The sequence below is a fragment of the Rhodanobacter koreensis genome (genome assembly GCF_054782855.1).
The window spans coordinates 433,161-450,354 of record NZ_BAAGRR010000012.1; the positions used below are offsets into that span (position 1 = coordinate 433,161).

At 64.6% G+C, this 17,194-nt stretch carries 20 protein-coding genes; 8 read left to right on the plus strand and 12 right to left on the minus strand.

The annotated features are described in order from the left end of the window. Positions 1 to 60: 60 nt before the first annotated feature. From ACYVKM_RS15505 to ACYVKM_RS15515, 3 genes are all read right to left on the minus strand, one after another. A complete protein-coding gene (locus tag ACYVKM_RS15505) occupies positions 61 to 384 on the minus strand; it encodes an H-NS histone family protein (protein ID WP_460878516.1) in 324 nt (107 codons plus the stop codon). Positions 385 to 672: 288 nt separating this feature from the next. Further along, positions 673 to 2,370 (minus strand): proline--tRNA ligase, encoded by a 1,698-nt coding sequence (locus ACYVKM_RS15510; protein ID WP_460878517.1) that lies wholly within the window; start codon positions 2,368 to 2,370, stop codon positions 673 to 675. A 115-nt stretch (positions 2,371 to 2,485) separates the two neighbouring features. Next, positions 2,486 to 2,911 (minus strand): DUF4124 domain-containing protein, encoded by a 426-nt coding sequence (locus tag ACYVKM_RS15515; protein ID WP_460878518.1) that lies wholly within the window; start codon positions 2,909 to 2,911, stop codon positions 2,486 to 2,488. A 125-nt stretch (positions 2,912 to 3,036) separates the two neighbouring features. Between ACYVKM_RS15515 and ACYVKM_RS15520 the strand changes: the two genes are divergently transcribed. Genes ACYVKM_RS15520 through rimI form a run of 3 tightly spaced genes read left to right on the plus strand, consistent with a single transcriptional unit; the run spans position 3,037 to position 4,803 of the window. Continuing rightward, entirely contained in the window at positions 3,037 to 3,816 is a 780-nt protein-coding gene (locus ACYVKM_RS15520; protein ID WP_460878519.1) for a CDP-alcohol phosphatidyltransferase family protein, read from the plus strand. Continuing rightward, positions 3,813 to 4,316, plus strand: coding sequence for a hypothetical protein (locus tag ACYVKM_RS15525; protein ID WP_460878520.1), 504 nt, complete (start codon positions 3,813 to 3,815; stop codon positions 4,314 to 4,316). Before ACYVKM_RS15520 ends, ACYVKM_RS15525 begins: the two co-directional genes overlap by 4 nt. A 4-nt stretch (positions 4,317 to 4,320) precedes the next feature. Next, on the plus strand, positions 4,321 to 4,803 hold the full coding sequence (gene rimI / locus ACYVKM_RS15530; RefSeq protein ID WP_460878521.1) for a ribosomal protein S18-alanine N-acetyltransferase: 483 nt from the start codon (positions 4,321 to 4,323) through the stop codon (positions 4,801 to 4,803). A 76-nt stretch (positions 4,804 to 4,879) separates the two neighbouring features. Here the strand turns inward: rimI and ACYVKM_RS15535 are convergent, their stop codons facing one another. The 6 genes from ACYVKM_RS15535 to ACYVKM_RS15560 all read right to left on the minus strand — a co-directional run bounded on the left by ACYVKM_RS15535 (position 4,880) and on the right by ACYVKM_RS15560 (position 11,509). Continuing rightward, positions 4,880 to 7,795, minus strand: coding sequence for a valine--tRNA ligase (locus ACYVKM_RS15535; RefSeq protein ID WP_460878522.1), 2,916 nt, complete (start codon positions 7,793 to 7,795; stop codon positions 4,880 to 4,882). A 238-nt stretch (positions 7,796 to 8,033) separates the two neighbouring features. Then, entirely contained in the window at positions 8,034 to 8,363 is a 330-nt protein-coding gene (locus tag ACYVKM_RS15540; protein WP_460878523.1) for a DHCW motif cupin fold protein, read from the minus strand. Between the two features lie 52 nt (positions 8,364 to 8,415). Continuing rightward, a complete protein-coding gene (gene hemE / locus ACYVKM_RS15545) occupies positions 8,416 to 9,483 on the minus strand; it encodes a uroporphyrinogen decarboxylase (RefSeq protein WP_460878524.1) in 1,068 nt (355 codons plus the stop codon). A gap of 5 nt (positions 9,484 to 9,488) precedes the next feature. Further along, positions 9,489 to 9,749, minus strand: a complete 261-nt coding sequence (locus tag ACYVKM_RS15550; RefSeq protein WP_460878525.1) for a WGR domain-containing protein — start codon at positions 9,747 to 9,749, stop codon at positions 9,489 to 9,491. 108 nt (positions 9,750 to 9,857) lie between these two features. Continuing rightward, on the minus strand, positions 9,858 to 10,955 hold the full coding sequence (gene aroB, locus ACYVKM_RS15555; protein WP_460878526.1) for a 3-dehydroquinate synthase: 1,098 nt from the start codon (positions 10,953 to 10,955) through the stop codon (positions 9,858 to 9,860). Beyond that, positions 10,952 to 11,509: a shikimate kinase gene (locus ACYVKM_RS15560; RefSeq protein ID WP_460878527.1), complete on the minus strand. Its 558-nt coding sequence runs from the start codon at positions 11,507 to 11,509 to the stop codon at positions 10,952 to 10,954. Before ACYVKM_RS15560 ends, aroB begins: the two co-directional genes overlap by 4 nt. A gap of 50 nt (positions 11,510 to 11,559) precedes the next feature. Here ACYVKM_RS15560 and ACYVKM_RS15565 point away from each other — a divergent pair, with 50 nt between their 5' ends. Both ACYVKM_RS15565 and ACYVKM_RS15570 read left to right on the plus strand, forming a co-directional pair. Further along, positions 11,560 to 12,393: an NAD-dependent epimerase/dehydratase family protein gene (locus ACYVKM_RS15565; protein WP_460878528.1), complete on the plus strand. Its 834-nt coding sequence runs from the start codon at positions 11,560 to 11,562 to the stop codon at positions 12,391 to 12,393. Between the two features lie 27 nt (positions 12,394 to 12,420). Continuing rightward, complete coding sequence (locus ACYVKM_RS15570; RefSeq protein WP_460878529.1) at positions 12,421 to 12,765, plus strand: YbjQ family protein; 345 nt, start codon at positions 12,421 to 12,423, stop codon at positions 12,763 to 12,765. A gap of 42 nt (positions 12,766 to 12,807) precedes the next feature. Here ACYVKM_RS15570 and ACYVKM_RS15575 read toward each other — a convergent pair whose 3' ends face one another. Then, positions 12,808 to 13,638, minus strand: coding sequence for a kinase (locus ACYVKM_RS15575; protein ID WP_460878530.1), 831 nt, complete (start codon positions 13,636 to 13,638; stop codon positions 12,808 to 12,810). Positions 13,639 to 13,877: 239 nt separating this feature from the next. Here ACYVKM_RS15575 and pdxH point away from each other — a divergent pair, with 239 nt between their 5' ends. Genes pdxH through ACYVKM_RS15590 form a run of 3 tightly spaced genes read left to right on the plus strand, consistent with a single transcriptional unit; the run spans position 13,878 to position 15,722 of the window. Next, on the plus strand, positions 13,878 to 14,465 hold the full coding sequence (gene pdxH / locus ACYVKM_RS15580) for a pyridoxamine 5'-phosphate oxidase (RefSeq protein WP_460878531.1): 588 nt from the start codon (positions 13,878 to 13,880) through the stop codon (positions 14,463 to 14,465). Then, a complete protein-coding gene (locus ACYVKM_RS15585; RefSeq protein ID WP_460878532.1) occupies positions 14,462 to 14,902 on the plus strand; it encodes a secondary thiamine-phosphate synthase enzyme YjbQ in 441 nt (146 codons plus the stop codon). Before pdxH ends, ACYVKM_RS15585 begins: the two co-directional genes overlap by 4 nt. A 22-nt stretch (positions 14,903 to 14,924) precedes the next feature. Continuing rightward, entirely contained in the window at positions 14,925 to 15,722 is a 798-nt protein-coding gene (locus ACYVKM_RS15590; protein WP_460878921.1) for a cobalamin-binding protein, read from the plus strand. 69 nt (positions 15,723 to 15,791) lie between these two features. Here ACYVKM_RS15590 and ACYVKM_RS15595 read toward each other — a convergent pair whose 3' ends face one another. Then, positions 15,792 to 16,367 (minus strand): YggT family protein, encoded by a 576-nt coding sequence (locus tag ACYVKM_RS15595; RefSeq protein WP_460878533.1) that lies wholly within the window; start codon positions 16,365 to 16,367, stop codon positions 15,792 to 15,794. Then, on the minus strand, positions 16,364 to 17,188 hold the full coding sequence (gene proC / locus ACYVKM_RS15600) for a pyrroline-5-carboxylate reductase (RefSeq protein ID WP_460878534.1): 825 nt from the start codon (positions 17,186 to 17,188) through the stop codon (positions 16,364 to 16,366). Before proC ends, ACYVKM_RS15595 begins: the two co-directional genes overlap by 4 nt. Between the last annotated feature and the right edge of the window lie 6 nt (positions 17,189 to 17,194).

Consider the following 17,194-nt stretch of genomic DNA (forward strand, 5'->3'; position numbering starts at 1 on the left):
AAATAAAAAACGCCGGCGCGAGGCCGGCGTTTTGCGTAGATCGGCAGAATGAATCGGCGATCAGATCGCCAGATCCTTTTCTTTCTTGCCGGCTTTCAGCGCGTCGCTGAACCAGTGCGGACGCTTGCCGCGACCGGACCAGGTCTGCGCCGGGTTGGCCGGGTTGCGATATTTCGGTGCGACCGTACCGGTGCCGCGCTTGGCCTTGCCGCGCGTGCTGCCGAAAATGTCCTCGAAGGTATAACCCTCGGCCTTGATCAGCGCGTGTACTTTCTCGCGCAATTTGACGACCTTCTCCTTGCGCAGTTCATTCTGGCGAACCTGCGCCTTGCTGATCAGGTCATTGAGCTGGGTATGATTGAGGTTCTTGATATCGACGGCCATGATTGACTCCCGGGGGATCGGTAATTGAATTGAGTGGTCTGGCTCGGATTTCGCTATTTATTCTGGGGAGTTGAGCTCGACGCGGTACAGCGGGCCCGATTCTCGCTGATTTGCGCAATAGTTGTAAAGCATTGAACTTGGTCCGAAGTTACTTTCGCATTAAATGTGATTAATCACGATCCGTGATTTTAATAAACAGTGCCGGGATTATGCCGTTTGTTATTTCCGAATACGGAAACGGCCGCACGAGGCGGCCGTTTCACGGGACAAAGCGGATGCGGTGACTGTTCAACCCAGCAGGGCGAACAATTCCTCTTCGCTGACCGAACGGCTTTCGCTTTCGTCGCGGGCGCGGTATTCCAGCGTGCCGGCAGCCACACCGCGCTCACTCACCACCACGCGGTGCGGGACACCGATCAGCTCCATGTCGGCAAACATGCCGCCCGGACGCAGGCCGCGATCGTCCAGCGCGGTCTCGATGCCGTGCTGGCTGAGCCGCTGGTACAACGCTTCGGCTGCTTCGTTCACGGCCGGCACGTTGCGCTGATTGATCACGCATACCACGACGCGCCACGGCGCCATCGCCTCGGGCCAGCGGATGCCGGCCTCGTCATGACGCTGCTCGATCGCGGCGGCGACGATGCGGCTGACGCCGATGCCGTAGCAGCCCATGGTCATCAGCTGGGCCTTGCCCTGGTCGTCCAGCACCGTGGCCTTGAGCGCCTCGGCGTATTTCTGGCCGAGCTGGAATACGTGGCCAACCTCGATGCCGCGAGCGATGTGCAGCACGCCCTTGCCATCGGGCGACAGGTCACCCTCGACCACATTGCGCAGATCGGCGATGCGTGCAACCCGCGCATCGCGGTCCCAGTTGGCACCGGTGCAATGGCTGCCGTCCGCATTGCCGCCGCAGACAAAATCAGCGAGTACCGCGGCATCGCGGTCGACAATGACGGGGATGGAGTCCGGCAGGCCGACCGGCCCGATGAAGCCGGGGCGGGTGCCGGTGGCGGCGAGGATTTCCTCTTCGCTGGCCAGCACCGATTCGTCCGGCAGCTCGGCCAGCTTGCCGGCCTTGACCTCGTTGATCTCGTGATCGCCGCGCAGACACAGCGCAACCAGGCCATCGCGGCCACGCACCAGCAGGGTCTTTACGCATTGCTGCGGCGATACCTTGAGGAAGCCGGCGACTTCGTCGATGGTCTTCTGGGTGGGGGTATCGACGCGTTGCAGGGCGGCAGCGGGAGCCGGACGCTCGACGGTTGGCGCCAGGGCATCCGCCTTTTCGATATTGGCGGCGTAATCGGAACCGTCGGAAAACGCGATGGCGTCTTCGCCGGAATCGGCCAGCACCTGGAATTCGTGGCTGGCATTGCCGCCAATCGCGCCGGTATCCGCCTGCACGGCGCGGAAGGTCAGTCCGAGCCGGGTGAAGATGCGGGTATAGGCCTGATACATGGCCGCATAGGTTTCCGCCAGCGATTCCTGGGTGAGATGGAAGGAATAGGCATCCTTCATCAGGAATTCGCGTGCGCGCATCACGCCGAAACGCGGACGGATCTCGTCGCGGAACTTGGTCTGGATCTGGTAGAACAAAACCGGCAGCTGCTTGTAGCTTTTCAGTTCGTTGCGGGCGAAGTCGGTAATCACTTCCTCGTGGGTCGGGCCGTAGCAGAACTCCTGCTGCTTGCGATCCTTGATTTTCAGCAACTGGCCGCCGAATTTCTGCCAGCGGCCGGTTTCCTCCCACAATTCCTTCGGCTGGATCGACGGCATCAGCATTTCGATCGCGCCGGCGCGGTTCATTTCCTCGCGCACGATCGCTTCCACCTTGCGCAACACGCGCAAGCCCAGCGGCGACCAGGTGTACAGGCCCGAGGCGAGCTTGCGGATCATGCCGGCGCGCAGCATCAGCCGATGGCTGGCGATTTCGGCGTCGGCAGGGACTTCCTTGACGGTGGCCAGATGGAATTGGCTGAGGCGCATGCGGGCAGTTCCGGCGTGATAAAGACGCCCATTGTAGCGGTCTGCCGCCACCGTCGCTGGCCACAACCCGGTGCCGGCAGGCGAAAGCCGCCGGCACCGTGACACGGGCGATCGGTTATTTGCTTTGGCAGTACTGGTCGTATTGCGCCTGTGTGGTACCGGCCTGCTGCTTGCGCTGGTCGTCGTCGAGCGCGGTGGTCTTGCCATTCACCTGCATGACCACCGGAGCGCTGCCCTGCAGAGCAGCGAGATTGGATTTCAACGACACGCAGAATTTGCTGCGGTTTTCCGGTGTATCGGCCACCGGTGCGGTGGCTGATGTGGCAGTGGCTTCGCTGTTTGCCTGGGCGGCGGCCGGGGTGGCCGGGGCGGCGATGGGGTCCACCGTGCCGGTGGTCGTCACCTGCTTGTATTTGGTGCCCTGCGGTGGCGCATCCTGCGAGTAATGCACGGTGCCGCTGGCATCCGTCCATTTGTAGACCTGGGCGGTGGCCAGCGGGGCCAGCAAAAGCAGCGCCACAGCGATCAGCGAACGGTGCATGGTGTTCTCCATATCAGGGGTCATGCCGGCGGACGATTTCCTAGTATCCCTTGTTATCACTCCGGCTGCCCGGACTCAAGCAGCCGATGGTTTACACTGCGCGTATCCCGTCACGGTCCTGATTCATGAGCGAGCCCATGCCAGTTCGGCCACCCCGTCACCGGGGTATTTACCTGCTGCCGAACCTGTTTACCACCGCTGCGATGTTCGCGGGTTTCTACGCGATTATCGCCAGCATTGGCGGGCGTTATACCGAGGCGGCGATAGCGGTGTTCATTGCTGCGTTGCTGGATGGCCTGGATGGCCGGGTGGCACGCATGACCGGTACGCAGAGCGAATTCGGGGTGCAGTACGACTCGCTGTCCGACCTGGTCAGCTTCGGGCTGGCACCGGCGCTGGTTATGTATACGTGGTCGCTGTCGTCATTGCAGGACTTCGGACCGCTGTGGGCCAAGCTGGGCTGGGCCGCCGCCTTCGTCTATGCCGCCTGCGCCGCGTTGCGGCTGGCGCGCTTCAACACCCAGGTCGGGGTGGCCGACAAGCGCTATTTCCAGGGGCTGGCCAGCCCGGCTGCCGCGGCCGTGTGCATGTCGTTCGTGTGGAGCGCGGAAAAGTCCGGTTTTTCCGGTGACGACCTCTGTTTCGTCACTCCGGTGATCGCCGTGGTCGTGGGCCTGCTGATGGTCAGCCGGTTCCGCTACTTCAGTTTCAAGTCACTGCCGATGGGTGACAACCAGCGCGTGCCGTTCGTCTGGATGGTCGGTGCGGTGCTGCTGCTCGCCTTGCTGATTCTCGACCCGGCGCGGGTGTTGTTCGTCGGCTTCACGATCTATCTGTTGTCCGGCCCGGTATGGACGATCTGGGGACTGGCCACGCACCGTCGTGCAAGGCGCGGTATGCCATGAACCTGTCGTTGCGCCAACCCATCAGTACCGACCGTCGCGAACGCGTCCTGCGTGCACTGGGCGTGACGCCATGGGTGTGCCGCGGCACGTCCACGGTGTCGGCTGATCACGCCGGACCGGTTCGGACGGAGAGCCCGGTAGCCGGCGCGCCGGCGGGTGTCGCCTGCGCGGTGGTCCTGCCGGAGGGCTGCAGTGCGCGTGAACTCGACCTGCTGGGACGTGCGCTGAACGCGTGCGGAGCGACGCTGGCGCGCGCTGCGCGGGTTACGGTGTACGCCGGACAGCTTGCCACCGACGTACCGGAGGCGCGGGCCTATCTGGTGTTTGGCGAAGCGCAGGCTCATGCGCTGGGGCGCAACCTGTCAGCGGCGGTGCTGCATCGTGCGCAGATCGTGCTGGCCGACGAGCCGGCGCTGGTGCTGACCAGCGCGGCGGCGAAACGGCGGTTGTGGAACGCACTGCGCAGCGTGCGCCGTGCGCTGGCCATGCTGGAGCACTGAAGCCATGGCCGCGGTAGTCCGGCCTGTTGCCCAGGTGCGCGCCATGCGCATCGACGATCTGGACGTGGTCAGCGCGATGGAAGCCGCCTCCTACGACTACCCGTGGTCGCACGGCATCTTCAATGACTGCCTGAAAGCCGGCCATCCGTGCTGGGTGTTGAGCCTGGACTCGACCATCGCCGGTTACGGCATCCTGTCGATGGGAGCAGGCGAGGCACATGTACTGAACATCTGCATTGCACCGGAATATCGCGGTCGCGGGCTGGGCCGCCATCTGCTAGGCCGGTTGCTGGACATTGCGCGCTGGAACGGCGCCGAGCGCGTATTCCTGGAAGTGCGGCCATCGAATCCGCTGGCCAGGGCGCTGTACGAGTCGGTGGGTTTCAGCGAGATCGGCCGGCGGCCACGCTATTACCCGGCTCGCAATGGCCGCGAGGATGCCATCGTGATGGCGCTCGAGATTGCCGCAGGCAATCTCGAGAAATAGATAAAGGCGCTGTTGACTTTCCACTCATGGCAGCAGAGAGGAACGTGCAGCAGGCAAACCCCCGAGATGCCAAACGTCACCCCAGCTTCTGCGCCTGCTCGCGCAGTGCCGTCAGCGTGGTATTCCAGTCGGCAATGCGCTGGCGTTCCTGTGCGACCACGTCGGCAGGAGCATTGGCGACGAAGTTGGCATTGCCGAGTTTGCCTTCGCACTTCCTGATCTCGACTTCGATGCGGCTGATTTCCTTGGCCAGGCGCGTCTTCTCGGCGCCGAGGTCGATCAGGCCGGCAAGCGGGATCAGCACGCGCAGCGTGCCGACCACGGCAGCGGCGGCAGCGGGTTCGTCGGCGCCGCGTTCGATCCACTGTGGCGCTTCGGTGCGGGCGAGGAAGGCGATCTGGGCGGCGAACTTCGCCACGCGGGCACGATCTCCGGCGTCGCCGTCGGCGAGCAGCAGCGGGATCGCCTTGCCGGGCGAGATGTTCATTTCCGAGCGGATCTTGCGGATGCCGCTCAGCACGTTCTTGAACCACTCGATCTCGGCCGTCGCGTCGTCGTCCGCTGCGATCTCGTCCGCACGCGGCCACGGCCGCTGCATCAGGCTGTTGTCGGTCAGCTTGAGCTTCGGCGCCACCCCCTGCCAGATTTCCTCGGTGATGAACGGAATGATCGGATGCAGGGCGCGCAGCACGCTTTCCAGCACCACCAGCAGAGTGTGGCGGGTCGACGCTGCGGCGGTTGCGTCGTCACCGTTCAACGCAGGCTTCGACAGTTCCAGGAACCAGTCGCAGTATTCGTTCCAGACGAACTCATACAGCGACTGCGCTAGCAGGTCGAAGCGATAGCTGACGAAATGCTGCTCGACTTCGCTTAGGGTCTGTTTCAGGCGTGTGAGGATCCAGCGCTCGGCCTCGGTCACAGGCGCGCCGGTCGGTGCCGCAATCTCGCCTTCCGGCAGGTTCATCAGCACAAACCGCGCCGCATTCCACAGCTTGTTGCAGAACGCCTTGTAGCCTTCGGCTCGCCTGATGTCGAAGTTGATCGTGCGGCTGTAGCTGGCCAGCGCGGCGAAGGTGAAACGCAATGCATCGGTACCGATCGCCGGGATGCCGCCGGGGTAATCCTTGCGGACACGCTTCTCGACCTTCTCGCGCACCTGCGGTATCAGCAAAGACTTGGTGGATTTCGCCACCAGTGGTTCCAGCTCGATGCCGTCGATCAGGTCCAGCGGATCCAGCGTGTTGCCCTTGGACTTGGACATCTTCTGGCCTTCCGCATCGCGTACGATGGCGTTGATGTAGACCTCGCGGAACGGTACCTGGCCGGTGAAGTACCTGGTCGCCATCACCATGCGGGCGACCCAGAAGAAGATGATGTCGAAGCCGGTGACCAGCACGGCGCTGGGCAGGAAGATCTTGTCCTGTTCCCAGTTCGCGACGACTTCGCCGCGCTCGTTCTTCACCGGGCCATTCGCCGGCCAGCCGAGCGTGGAGAACGGCCACAGCGCCGAGCTGAACCAGGTGTCGAGTACGTCTTGATCTTGGTGCAAGCGTTCGGACCAACCAAACTGCAGTAGCTTCTGATCGATTTCTTCATTTGTATCGCCAGCCTGAAGCCCTGCTTTTCTAGGTACTTCGCCGTTCTCATTGGCATTGAACCATTGCACATGAGCGTCGTAAGCAGACTCGGCTACGTAGAGGTGCTTGTGCTTGTCGTACCAAGCAGGAATTCGGTGTCCCCACCATAGCTGGCGGCTGATGCACCAGTCCTGGATGTTGTCCAGCCACTGTGTATACGTGGTCGCCCAGTTCTCCGGGACGAACTTGATCTCGCCCGAACGCACCGCATCCAGCGCCGGCTGGGTGATCGCCTTGCGGCCGCCTGGACGGCCATCTTTCTGCACATCGGAGGTGAGGTCGACGAACCATTGGTCGGTCAGCATCGGCTCGATTACTGCGTCCGAACGATCGCTCACCGGCACCTGCAGTTTGTGCGACTTGGTTTCGACCAGCAGGCCGGCGGCTTCGAGGTCGGCGAGTACGCGCTTACGCGCGTCGTAGCGGTCCAGCCCGCGATATTTTTCCGGTGCGTTCTGGTTGACCTTGGCGGCCAGCGTGAAGATGGTGATCGGCGCCAGCTTGTGGCGCTGGCCGATCGCGTAGTCGTTGAAATCGTGCGCCGGGGTGATCTTCACGCAACCGGTGCCGAAATCCTTGTCGACGTAGTCGTCGGCAATCACTGGAATCTCGCGATCGGTCAGCGGCAGCTTCAGCATCTTGCCGACCAGATGCGCGTAGCGCTCGTCTTCCGGATGCACGGCAACGGCGACGTCGCCCAGCATTGTCTCCGGACGGGTGGTGGCCACAACCACACTCTCGTCGCTGCCCACGACTGGATAACGGATCGACCACATGTGGCCGTCGCGCTCGACGTTGTTCACTTCCAGATCGGAGACGGCCGTGCCCAGCACCGGGTCCCAGTTCACCAGCCGGTTGCCGCGGTAGATCAACCCCGCGCGATACCAGTCGATGAACACCTTGCGCACCGCGGCCGACAGCCCCTCGTCCATGGTGAAGCGCTCGCGCGACCAGTCGGCGGCGGCGCCAATGCGGCGCATCTGGTTGGTGATGGTGGAGCCGGACTCCTCCTTCCACTTCCACACGCGCTCGACGAAGGCGTCGCGCCCGAGGTCATGCCGGGTCTGGTCCTCGACCGCCAGCTGGTTCTCGACGATCTTCTGGGTGGCGATGCCGGCGTGGTCGGTACCGACCTGCCACAGCGTGTTCATGCCGCGCATGCGCTGGTAGCGCACCAGCATGTCCATCACCGTCTGCTGGAACGCATGCCCCATGTGCAGCGTGCCGGTGACATTCGGCGGCGGCAGCAGGATGCAGTACGGATCGCCCTTGCCCGATGGCTTGAACGCGCCGCTGGCCTCCCAGCGCGCATACCACGTCGACTCGATCTGGGCGGGTTCGAAACTCTTTTCCATGGGGACTCGCGATGGCGCGCCGCAAAGAGCACGCGCAGGTGGTGTAGAACGGCCATTGTACGGGTGAGGGCGGGGGCTGCCAAAACGGCCCCGGTGCTGGCAGCCCAGGCCATGGGCATGGTGGGTCCCGGTGTAGCGAATCAGTTTGCCTTTCCCGGCAGAGCCGGCTGGTCTTGTCGGGAAAGGAAGCAAGGCCTGGTAAACAGAAAACTTCGGGTTTGCCGGGGCGCAGGTGGTTTCAGTCGACGACGAACAATTTCGCGCCAATGGGGGTGGAAGACCGGTGTGGCTCGGCGTTGTCGGCAACCTGATAGCTCATGCCGGGGGTGAGCATGAACGTACGGCCATCTTCCAGTTCGGTATGCAGTTCGCCTTCGAGGCATAGCAGGATGTGGCCCTTGACGCACCAGTGGTCCGCCAGATAGCCCGGGGTGTATTCCACCATCCGGACCCGCAGACTGCCAAAATGCTGCGTGCGCCAGTAAGCGCGGCCGCTGGTGCCGGCGTGTTCGGTTCGCTCGATGTCCGACCAGTCGGTGGTGCCGAAGGGGATGTCGGAGAGCTGCATGGAGAAACCTTGTGGAGAAGGTGACGACAGTCGGCCCGATGTCGGGAAAGCGTCAGGTACGCAACGTGTGCCCGTACGCGTGCACTTCATCCACCAACACCTTCACATGCTCCGGATCGACTTCCGGCGTAATGCCGTGGCCGAGGTTGAACACATGGCCGGGGTGGTTGCCGTAGCTGTCAAGCACGGCGCGGGCTTCGCGGCGGATCACGTCGGGGCTGGAGCGCAGGATCGCCGGGTCGAGGTTGCCTTGCAGCGCGATCTTGCCGGCAACGGCCTTGCGTGCGCCGGCGAGGTCGATGGTCCAGTCGACGCCGAGCGCTGCGCAGCCGGTGCCGGCCATCTCGGCAAGGTGCTGGCCGGCGCCCTTGGAGAACAGGATCACCGGCAGTTCGCGTGATGCCGGATCCGCTTTCAGTGCGGTAACGACCTGGGTCATGTAATGCAGCGAGAATTCGCGGAACGGGGCCGGACCGAGCAGGCCGCCCCAGGTGTCGAACACCATCAGCGCCTGCGCGCCGGCGGCGGCCTGGGCGATCAGGTAGGCGGCGACGGCTTGCGCCAGCGTGTCGAGCAACTGGTGGGCGAGCTTCGGCTCGTTCCAGCACATCGCCTTGAGCGTGGCGAAATCCCTCGATCCCTGGCCTTCGACCATGTAGCAGGCCAGCGTCCACGGGCTGCCGGAGAAGCCGATCAGCGGCACGCGGCCATCGAGTTCCCGGCGGATCAGGCGTACTGCGTCCATCACGTAGCGTAGTTCGCCGTCCATGTCGGGTACGGCGAGTCTGGCGATGTCGGCCGCTGTGCGCACCGGATGCGCGAACTGCGGGCCTTCACCCTGCGCGAAGCTCAGGCCGAGACCCATCGCATCGGGGATGGTGAGGATGTCGGAGAACAGGATCGCAGCGTCGAGGTCGAAGCGTTCCAGCGGCTGCAGGGTCACTTCGCAGGCGAACTCGGGGTTCTGTGCCAGTCCCATGAAGCTGCCGGCACGTTCGCGGGTGGCGCGGTACTCCGGCAAGTAGCGGCCGGCCTGACGCATGACCCAGATCGGCGTGGTATCGGTGGGCTCCCGGCGCAGGGCGCGCAGGAAGCGGTCGTTCTTCAGCGGGGCATTCATCAAAATCAACGTCCGTACGGGCCTTCGAGGCCTTGGGCAAACATCAGGCGGAACCCGCGCTTGAGCTGGGCATCGCGGGCTTTCTCGAACGCGCTGACGGCTTCGTCGCGCTCCAGGTACTGCTCGCGTTTCATGGTCGCGCGGCCGCCCTGTGTGCCGGATTCGCGGTACAGCGTCCAGCCGCCGAGCAGATCCTGCTCCAGCGTGATCTGGACGTAGCGTGGTGCGTCGGCAGTGCCGGGCACGGTTTGCAGGTAGAGGCGCATGGGTTCCAGGCGGGCTTGTGCGGCAAGGTATGCCGCCAGCCCGACATTCTAGAAGGCTGGCGACTTGGTAGCGAGCGTGCAGATGACGCAGGGCCCGGCAGGGCCTGGTTATGGCTGGGTGGCAGCCTGCAAAACGGCCAGTACATCGGTTTCGGCGACGCCGGAGACAATTTCCGCGTGGCCGACGTCGCGCCACAGAATCAGCCGCAGCACGCCGGCGGTGTTCTTCTTGTCCAGCCGCATCAGCGCAAGCAGCTGTTGCGCATCCATGCCGGACGGGATGGCGGTGGGCAGGCCGAGCTTGTCGAGCAAGTGTTGCAGCCGCGAAGTACTGGCGCGCTCACTCATGCCGAGTCGCTCGGACAGCTGCGTGGCCAGCAGCATGCCGATCGCGACGCCTTCACCGTGCAGCAGAGTGGTGTAGTGCCCGGCAGTCTCCAGCGCATGGCCGAAGGTGTGGCCGAGGTTGAGCAGGGCGCGCTCGCCTTGTTCGGTTTCGTCGCGGGCGACCACGCCGGCCTTGTAGCGCACCTTGCGCGCGATCGCCTCCAGCACGGTGCCGGAATCGCGCGCGGCCAGCGCGTCGGCGTGCTGCTCCAGCCAGGTGAAGAAGGCTTCGTCGCCGATCGCCGCGCCCTTGATCACCTCGGCCAGCCCTGCGCGGTACTCGCGCTCGGGCAGCGTGTCCAGTGTGTCGATATCGGCGATTACGGCGCGCGGCTGGTGGAATGCGCCGGCAAGGTTCTTGCCGACCGGCAGGTTCACGCCGGTCTTGCCGCCCACGGAGGAGTCGACCATCGCCAGCAGGGTGGTCGGCATCTGGATGAAGTCGATTCCGCGCATCCAGCAGGCGGCGGTGAAGCCGGCCAGATCGCCGACCACGCCACCACCGAGAGCGATCACGCAGGCGTCGCGGGTGGCGCCGAGTTGGCCCAGTGCCTCCAGCGCGCGGCCGACATTGGCAAAGCTCTTGTGCGCTTCGCCGTCATCGAGCAGGAACGATGACCAGTGCAGGCCGTCCAGTCCCTGCGCCACGCGCTCCAGATACAGCGGTGCCACGGTGGTATTGCTGATGACCAGCGCATGCCGGCCGCGCAGCATGGCGCGCCAGCGGGTGTGGTCGGCGAGCAGCTCACGACCGATCCATACCGGATAGCTGCGTTGACCGAGTGCGACGGTAAGCGTCTGGAGTGCCGGCTGGTTCATGCGGTCTGCTGGTGCCGAGTGTTGGGTGGGTGTTGCCAATGCTGATCGATCAAGGCGATACAGCGTTCGCTGGCGGCGATGACGCTGCCGTGTTCGCCGGGGACGGCCAGATCGGCCAGGTCACGGTACAGCGGCTCGCGAATCTGGGCCATCGTCTCCAGCCGTTCGCGCCGGTTGGGCACGGCGAGCAGCGGGCGGCGATGGTCGCGCTCCAGTCGCTCCAGTTGCTGCTCGATGCTGGTTTGCAGCCACACCACATAGCCGCGCTCGTGCAGATGCTGGCGGTTATGTTCGGCCAGCACGATGCCGGCACCGGTGGCGAGCAGCACGCCGTTGCGTCGGCTGCATTCGTCCAGCAAGGCGCTTTCACGCTGGCGGAAACCCGCCTCGCCCTCGATCTCGAACACCGTGCTCACGTCCACGCCGCAATGGCGCTCGATCTCCTGGTCGAGATCGACGAAGGGCAGTCCATAATGTTCGGCAAGCCGGCGCCCGATGGACGTCTTGCCGGCACCGGTCGGGCCGATGATGAAAAGGTTGTGCGACGGATTCATGGGTAGATGCTAACAGGGCGGATTCGACGGCTGTGGTGAAGGAATCGGCGGTGAGCGAGCGGATCTTGCTGGCGGGTTGTGGCGACCTTGGCCTGCGTGTGGCGCAGCGCCTGCGGGCGGCGGGCAACGAGGTGTGGGCCTTGCGGCGCCGGCCGCTGGTAGCGGACGACAGCGGCATCCGCTGGCTGCGCGGCGACCTGACCCGGCCCGAAACCCTGCGCGAACTGCCTGCCGGCATCACCCAACTGGTCTACCTGCCGACACCGGACCAACGCGATGCGGCGGCCTATCGCCGTACGTTCGTGGACGGCTTGCGGCACCTGCTCGATGCGCTCGATCACGCGTCATTGCAGCGCGTGCTGCTGGTTTCCTCCAGTGCGGTGCATGGCGAGCACGCGGGCGACTGGATCGACGAATACACGCCGCCCGCGCCGCCTGGATTCAACGGCAGTGTGCTGCTGGAAGCGGAACAAGAGCTTGCCATGCAGCCGGTATCTTCGGTCGTTTTGCGACTGGCCGGCTTGTACGGGCCGGGTCGGCTTCAGCTGATCGAACGCCTGCGCGCGGGTCAGCTGCAGGTACCGCGCGCCCACCCGCACTGGGCCAACCGCATCCATGTCGACGATGCCGCCGCGGCGATCGTGCATTTGCTGTCGCTGGTCGATCCGCTGCCGCTGTATCTTGGTGTGGATGACACGCCGCTGCCGCTCGATGTGCTGTACGACCACCTGTCTGCCTTGCTCGGTGTGCCGCCAGCCGCCGATGGCCCGGCACCGGCTGGCATCGGCAGCAAGCGGCTCAGCAATGCGCGACTGCGTGCCAGTGGCTTCGTGCCGCACTGGCCGGACTCGCGCGACGGTTATGCTGCCTTGCTTGATACCTGAGCATTCCTCAACTCACGGAGAGCGCGCATGACCCACTCCATTCCGCATCATCAGGTCAGTACCGGCAACGAGATCATCGGTTGCCGCATCGTGCGTTCGTTCGGCATCGTGCGCGGCATCACGGTGCGTTCGCGCAGCGTGATCGGCAACCTCGGCGCGGCTCTGCAGACCCTGGTCGGTGGCAATATCTCGATCTATACCGAACTGTGCGAGAAGGCGCGCGAGGAAGCGTTCGAGCTGATGCTGCAGCACGCGGCGGCGATGGGCGCGAATGCGGTGGTGGCGATGCGTTACGACGCCAACGACGTGGCGGAAGGCGTCACCGAGGTGCTCGCCTACGGCACGGCAGTACAGGTGGAGCCTTCGGCGTAGCGCATGATCCGGAGGGCAGCCAGGGGTTGAGCGTGCCCCTGCTCAGGAGTGGTTGAGCCCGGTCACATGCCGTTGCTCGTCGTATTCGACACAGGTGTCGGCCAGCGCCGGCAAGGTGGCCAGGGCGTGCCGGCTCAGGCGTTCGAAGTGCGCCAGGAACCGTTCCATCGCCGTGGCATCCATTGCCAGCGGTGCATGCCGTGCGAGCAGGTCGTGTTCCTGCTCGCCGCGCCACTCGCGAACGATCTCCCAGCTTGGCGCGTGCAACACGATCAGCGCGTCGAACTTGCGCCATAGCGGCTGGTAGCCGCGCAGCTGCTTGTTGACCCAGTGCCGCCAGCTGCCGTCGGCATCTTCGATACGCTCCAGTGCGTTGACAGGCGTGGCCAGCGCTGCCTGCAACTGCGGCCGGATGCCCAGTGCCCAGCCTTCCACGATGACCAGCTTCGGCGGTCGCGTGACGCGTGGCCAGCGGGATGGCGGTATGCGCGTGTCGCGGCCCTTGTCGAAACGCGGATGTGTCACCGGCAGCTTGTCCGACGCCTGCGGCAGCGCGGAAAGCACCGACAGCATCAGTTCGATCTCGTGCGTGCCGGGCACGCCGCGTGTGCGCAGCAGCGGGTGTATCTGATGCGCCAGCGCCTCACGATCGCTGCGGGAGTAATAGAAATCGTCCAGCGACAGCACTTCGGTGGCCCAGCCACGTGTCTCGGCCTGCATTTTCATGACCCGGGCCAGCGTGCTCTTGCCGCTGCCCTGCAGGCCGGACAGGCCCAGGATGTACGGTCGTCGCGAGCGGGCAATGCGCCCGGCGTACTGGTCGAGCAGGTGACCGGCGAGTGCTTCGTTCTGCATGCTTGCGAGAGACGCCATCAGCGTCGCACCGTGTTGCACGAAGGCCATCCCGCGACGGCGGGGCCGTGCCGGCGGCCTGTCCCTGCAACGGATTTTCTCCAGGCGGCGCAAGAACATGCCGCGGCAGCAAATATTGCCGTCGACCAATTCGTCGCAACCATGCAGGATGAGTGGGGCATTGCATTATTATCAGTCGGGTTCATCCGCGCCATGATGGCGCGTGTCGGCCACGATGCAAAAGGAAAGTTTCAGACGCCATGCTCAATCCCGAGATCCTGGATACCTTTCAGAAGCTGCTGGACGAGGCCAAGGCCAGCGGTGACCGTGAACCGACGGCGATGAACCTGGCCACCGTCGACAGCTCCGGCCGCGTCGCCTCACGCATCGTGCTGCTGAAGGGGGTCGACGAACGCGGCTTCCGTTTCTACACCAATTATCAGAGCGACAAGGGCAGCCAGCTGGAGGCGCATGCGCAGGTGGCCCTGTGCTTCCACTGGAAACAGTTGCGCGAAGGCGTGCAGGTTCGGGTGGAAGGCGCCGCGCGCAAGCTGCAGGAGGAGGAGTCGGACACTTACTTCGCCAGTCGTCCGCGCGGGAGCCAGATCGGTGCCTGGGCCTCGCTGCAGTCGCAGACACTGCCTGATCGCGAGACGTTCGAACAGCGACTGGTTCGCTACGAACACGAATTCGACGGACACGTGGTGCCCCGCCCGCCACACTGGGGCGGCTATGTGGTGGAGCCGGACACGCTGGAGTTCTGGTACGGCGCCGAATTTCGCTGGCACGAGCGGGTGCGCTGGAATCGCCACGGCCAGACCTGGACCAGTCGGCTGCTTTACCCATGACACGTCCGGTGCCCGCCATGCACGTCGCGCAGGATGGTTTCACCGTGCATACGCGCGGTCGCAGCTTCAGCGACATTACGCGGCAAGTGGGCGACGTGGTAGCGGCCAGCCATGTACAGACGGGAATGGCGAACATCTTTACCGCGCACACCAGTTGTTCGCTGTTGCTTGGTGAGAATGCCGATCCGGCGGTGCGCGATGATCTGGAGCGCTGGTTCGCCCGTGCGGTACCCGATGGCGACGCGATCTTCCAACACGATGCGGAAGGCCCCGACGACATGCCGGCACACGTCCGTTCGATCCTCACCGGCGTCAGCCTCACCGTACCGGTGCATGGCGGCAAGCTGCTGCTGGGTACCTGGCAGGCCATCTATCTGTGGGAACACCGGATCGATCCGCATCAGCGCAAGGTCATGGTGACCGTGCTGGGACATTGAGCACGTGACCGGCCACGTCGTCGTGCCAGACCATTTTCCGCAGCGCATCGTCTGCCTCACCGAGGAGCCGACCGAAGTACTGTACGCGCTTGGCGAGCAGGATCGCATCGTCGGCATCTCCGGTTTCACTGTGCGGCCACCGCGGGCGCGCAAGGAAAAGCCCAAAGTCTCCGCCTTTACCAGTGCGAAGATCGGCGAGATCCTGAAGCTCGAACCCGACCTGGCGATCGGTTTCTCCGACATCCAGGCCGACATCGCGCGCGAGCTGATCAAGGCCGGCGTCGAGGTGTGGATCAGCAACCATCGCAGCGTGGATGGCATCCTCGCCTACATCCGGCGGCTGGGCGCGATGGTCGGCGCACATGCAAAGGCCGAGGCGTACGCGCAGCGCGCCGAACAGCACATCGCCGAGATGCGCGCGGCTGTAGCGAAGCTGCCACGTCGGCCCAGGGTGTATTTCGAGGAGTGGGACGAGCCGATCATCACCGGCATCCGCTGGGTTGCGGAGATCATCGGCATCGCCGGCGGCGACGACTGCTTTCCCGAACTCGCCCGCGAGCCGCTGGCGAAGCAACGCATCCTGCCGAATGGCGACGAAGTGGTGCGGCGCGCGCCGGACATCATCCTCGGCTCATGGTGCGGCAAGCGCTTCCGTCCCGAACGCGTTGCGGCACGGCCGGGCTGGGACACGATCCCGGCCGTCCGCAACGATGACCTTCACGAGATCAAGTCACCGATCATCCTGCAGCCGGGACCGGCGGCGCTGTTCGATGGACTCGACGCGATCCACCGGATCATCGTGGAGTGGGCACTGCGCTGAGGCTTTCTGTTTTGTGGTTGCGCGATGTTTTTGTAGGAGCGGCTGAAGCCGCTCCAGCAACGGTGCGAATCAGATGCCCATGGCCAATCGGGAGCCTAGATCCATCAAGGGTGCGGCGATCAACAGGCGCGCAAGCAGCAGCACGATCATCACTGCCATCGGTGCGAAGTCGATGTTGCCGGCGATCAGCTTGCCGCGCAGCGGACGCAGCAGCGGTTCGAGAATCGTGCCGGCCAGACGCAGCAGCGGTTGTCGGCGGTCCACGGCAAACATGCTCAGCAGCGACCAGCCAAACAGCAGCACGATGTAGAACAGCAGGACGAAGTCGAGCAGTTCGGCCAGTGCCAGTACCAGCAGGCCGATGGGATGTGGCATCACGCCGAGCAGGACAAACAGCAGCAGGCGCATCAACAGCATGGCCAGCCACGCCAGCAGCAGGGCGGCCAGGTTGATCCGGCGCCAGTTCGGCAGCACGCGCCGGATCGGTGCCAGTACCGGGTTGGTGGTGCGGTAGATGAACTGGCTCAGCGGGTTGTTGAAATCGGCACGGCAGGCTTCGGCCAGTACACGCAGCAGCAACAGCGTGACCACCGCCTGAAAAGCAAGGACGATCAGCAAGGACACGGCATTCAGCAGGTAGCTCACGACAGGTTATCCAGTTGGGCAGCCAGTTCCTCGCCACGCCGGGTGGCGGCGGCGACGGCGTGGGCGACGATGCGCGGCAGGCCATCGGCGCCGAAACTTTCCAGCGCGGCCTGGGTGGTGCCGTTCGGTGAGGTGACGCGTTGACGCAGCACCGCCGGATCCTCGCCACTCTCGACCAGCATGCGGCCGGCGCCGAGGCAGGTCTGCGCGGCGAGCGCGCGTGCGGTGCTGCGTGGCAGTCCCTGTGCGACGGCGGCGGCTTCCAGTGCCTCGACCAGGGCAAAGAAATATGCCGGGCCAGAGCCGGACAGGGCGGTGACGGTGTCCATCAAGGATTCGTCGTCGATCCAGCGGGTGATCCCGGCAGCATCGAGGATGTGCTGCGCCTGCGCCTTCTGGGATGGACTGACCCGTCCGTTCGCGCACAGGCCGGTGGCACCGGCGCCGATCAGCGCCGGCGTGTTCGGCATGCAGCGCACGATCGGCAGCCCGGTGCCGAACCAGCGTTCCAGCTGGTCCAGCCGCACGCCGGCGGCAATCGAGATCAACAACGGCCGGTTGCGCAGCAGGGTGTCGCGCAGTTCGGTGTGGATCGCCGGCATGATCTGCGGCTTGACCGCAAGCAGGATAACCTCGGCTTGCGCCACCGCGAGCCGGTTTTCGGCGTAGCAGGCGACCCCAAATTCGCGACCCAGCGTCTCGCGCGCTTCGGCCAGCGGTTCGGCCACGCTGATGGTGGCTGCCGCCACGCCGGTTTTCAGCAGGCCGCCGATCAGGCTGCGCGCCATGTTGCCGCCGCCGATGAAGGCAAGTCGTGTCATGCAGGT

Excerpts from the sequence above, each read along its gene's own strand:
- ACYVKM_RS15505 (WP_460878516.1), bottom strand. The coding sequence starts at position 384 with ATGGCCGTCGATATCAAGAACCTCAATCATACCCAGCTCAATGACCTG.
- ACYVKM_RS15510 (WP_460878517.1), bottom strand. The coding sequence starts at position 2,370 with ATGCGCCTCAGCCAATTCCATCTGGCCACCGTCAAGGAAGTCCCTGCC.
- ACYVKM_RS15515 (WP_460878518.1), bottom strand. The coding sequence starts at position 2,911 with ATGCACCGTTCGCTGATCGCTGTGGCGCTGCTTTTGCTGGCCCCGCTG.
- ACYVKM_RS15520 (WP_460878519.1), top strand. The coding sequence starts at position 3,037 with ATGAGCGAGCCCATGCCAGTTCGGCCACCCCGTCACCGGGGTATTTAC.
- ACYVKM_RS15525 (WP_460878520.1), top strand. The coding sequence starts at position 3,813 with ATGAACCTGTCGTTGCGCCAACCCATCAGTACCGACCGTCGCGAACGC.
- rimI (WP_460878521.1), top strand. The coding sequence starts at position 4,321 with ATGGCCGCGGTAGTCCGGCCTGTTGCCCAGGTGCGCGCCATGCGCATC.
- ACYVKM_RS15535 (WP_460878522.1), bottom strand. The coding sequence starts at position 7,795 with ATGGAAAAGAGTTTCGAACCCGCCCAGATCGAGTCGACGTGGTATGCG.
- ACYVKM_RS15540 (WP_460878523.1), bottom strand. The coding sequence starts at position 8,363 with ATGCAGCTCTCCGACATCCCCTTCGGCACCACCGACTGGTCGGACATC.
- hemE (WP_460878524.1), bottom strand. The coding sequence starts at position 9,483 with ATGAATGCCCCGCTGAAGAACGACCGCTTCCTGCGCGCCCTGCGCCGG.
- ACYVKM_RS15550 (WP_460878525.1), bottom strand. The coding sequence starts at position 9,749 with ATGCGCCTCTACCTGCAAACCGTGCCCGGCACTGCCGACGCACCACGC.
- aroB (WP_460878526.1), bottom strand. The coding sequence starts at position 10,955 with ATGAACCAGCCGGCACTCCAGACGCTTACCGTCGCACTCGGTCAACGC.
- ACYVKM_RS15560 (WP_460878527.1), bottom strand. The coding sequence starts at position 11,509 with ATGAATCCGTCGCACAACCTTTTCATCATCGGCCCGACCGGTGCCGGC.
- ACYVKM_RS15570 (WP_460878529.1), top strand. The coding sequence starts at position 12,421 with ATGACCCACTCCATTCCGCATCATCAGGTCAGTACCGGCAACGAGATC.
- ACYVKM_RS15575 (WP_460878530.1), bottom strand. The coding sequence starts at position 13,638 with ATGGCGTCTCTCGCAAGCATGCAGAACGAAGCACTCGCCGGTCACCTG.
- pdxH (WP_460878531.1), top strand. The coding sequence starts at position 13,878 with ATGCTCAATCCCGAGATCCTGGATACCTTTCAGAAGCTGCTGGACGAG.
- ACYVKM_RS15585 (WP_460878532.1), top strand. The coding sequence starts at position 14,462 with ATGACACGTCCGGTGCCCGCCATGCACGTCGCGCAGGATGGTTTCACC.
- proC (WP_460878534.1), bottom strand. The coding sequence starts at position 17,188 with ATGACACGACTTGCCTTCATCGGCGGCGGCAACATGGCGCGCAGCCTG.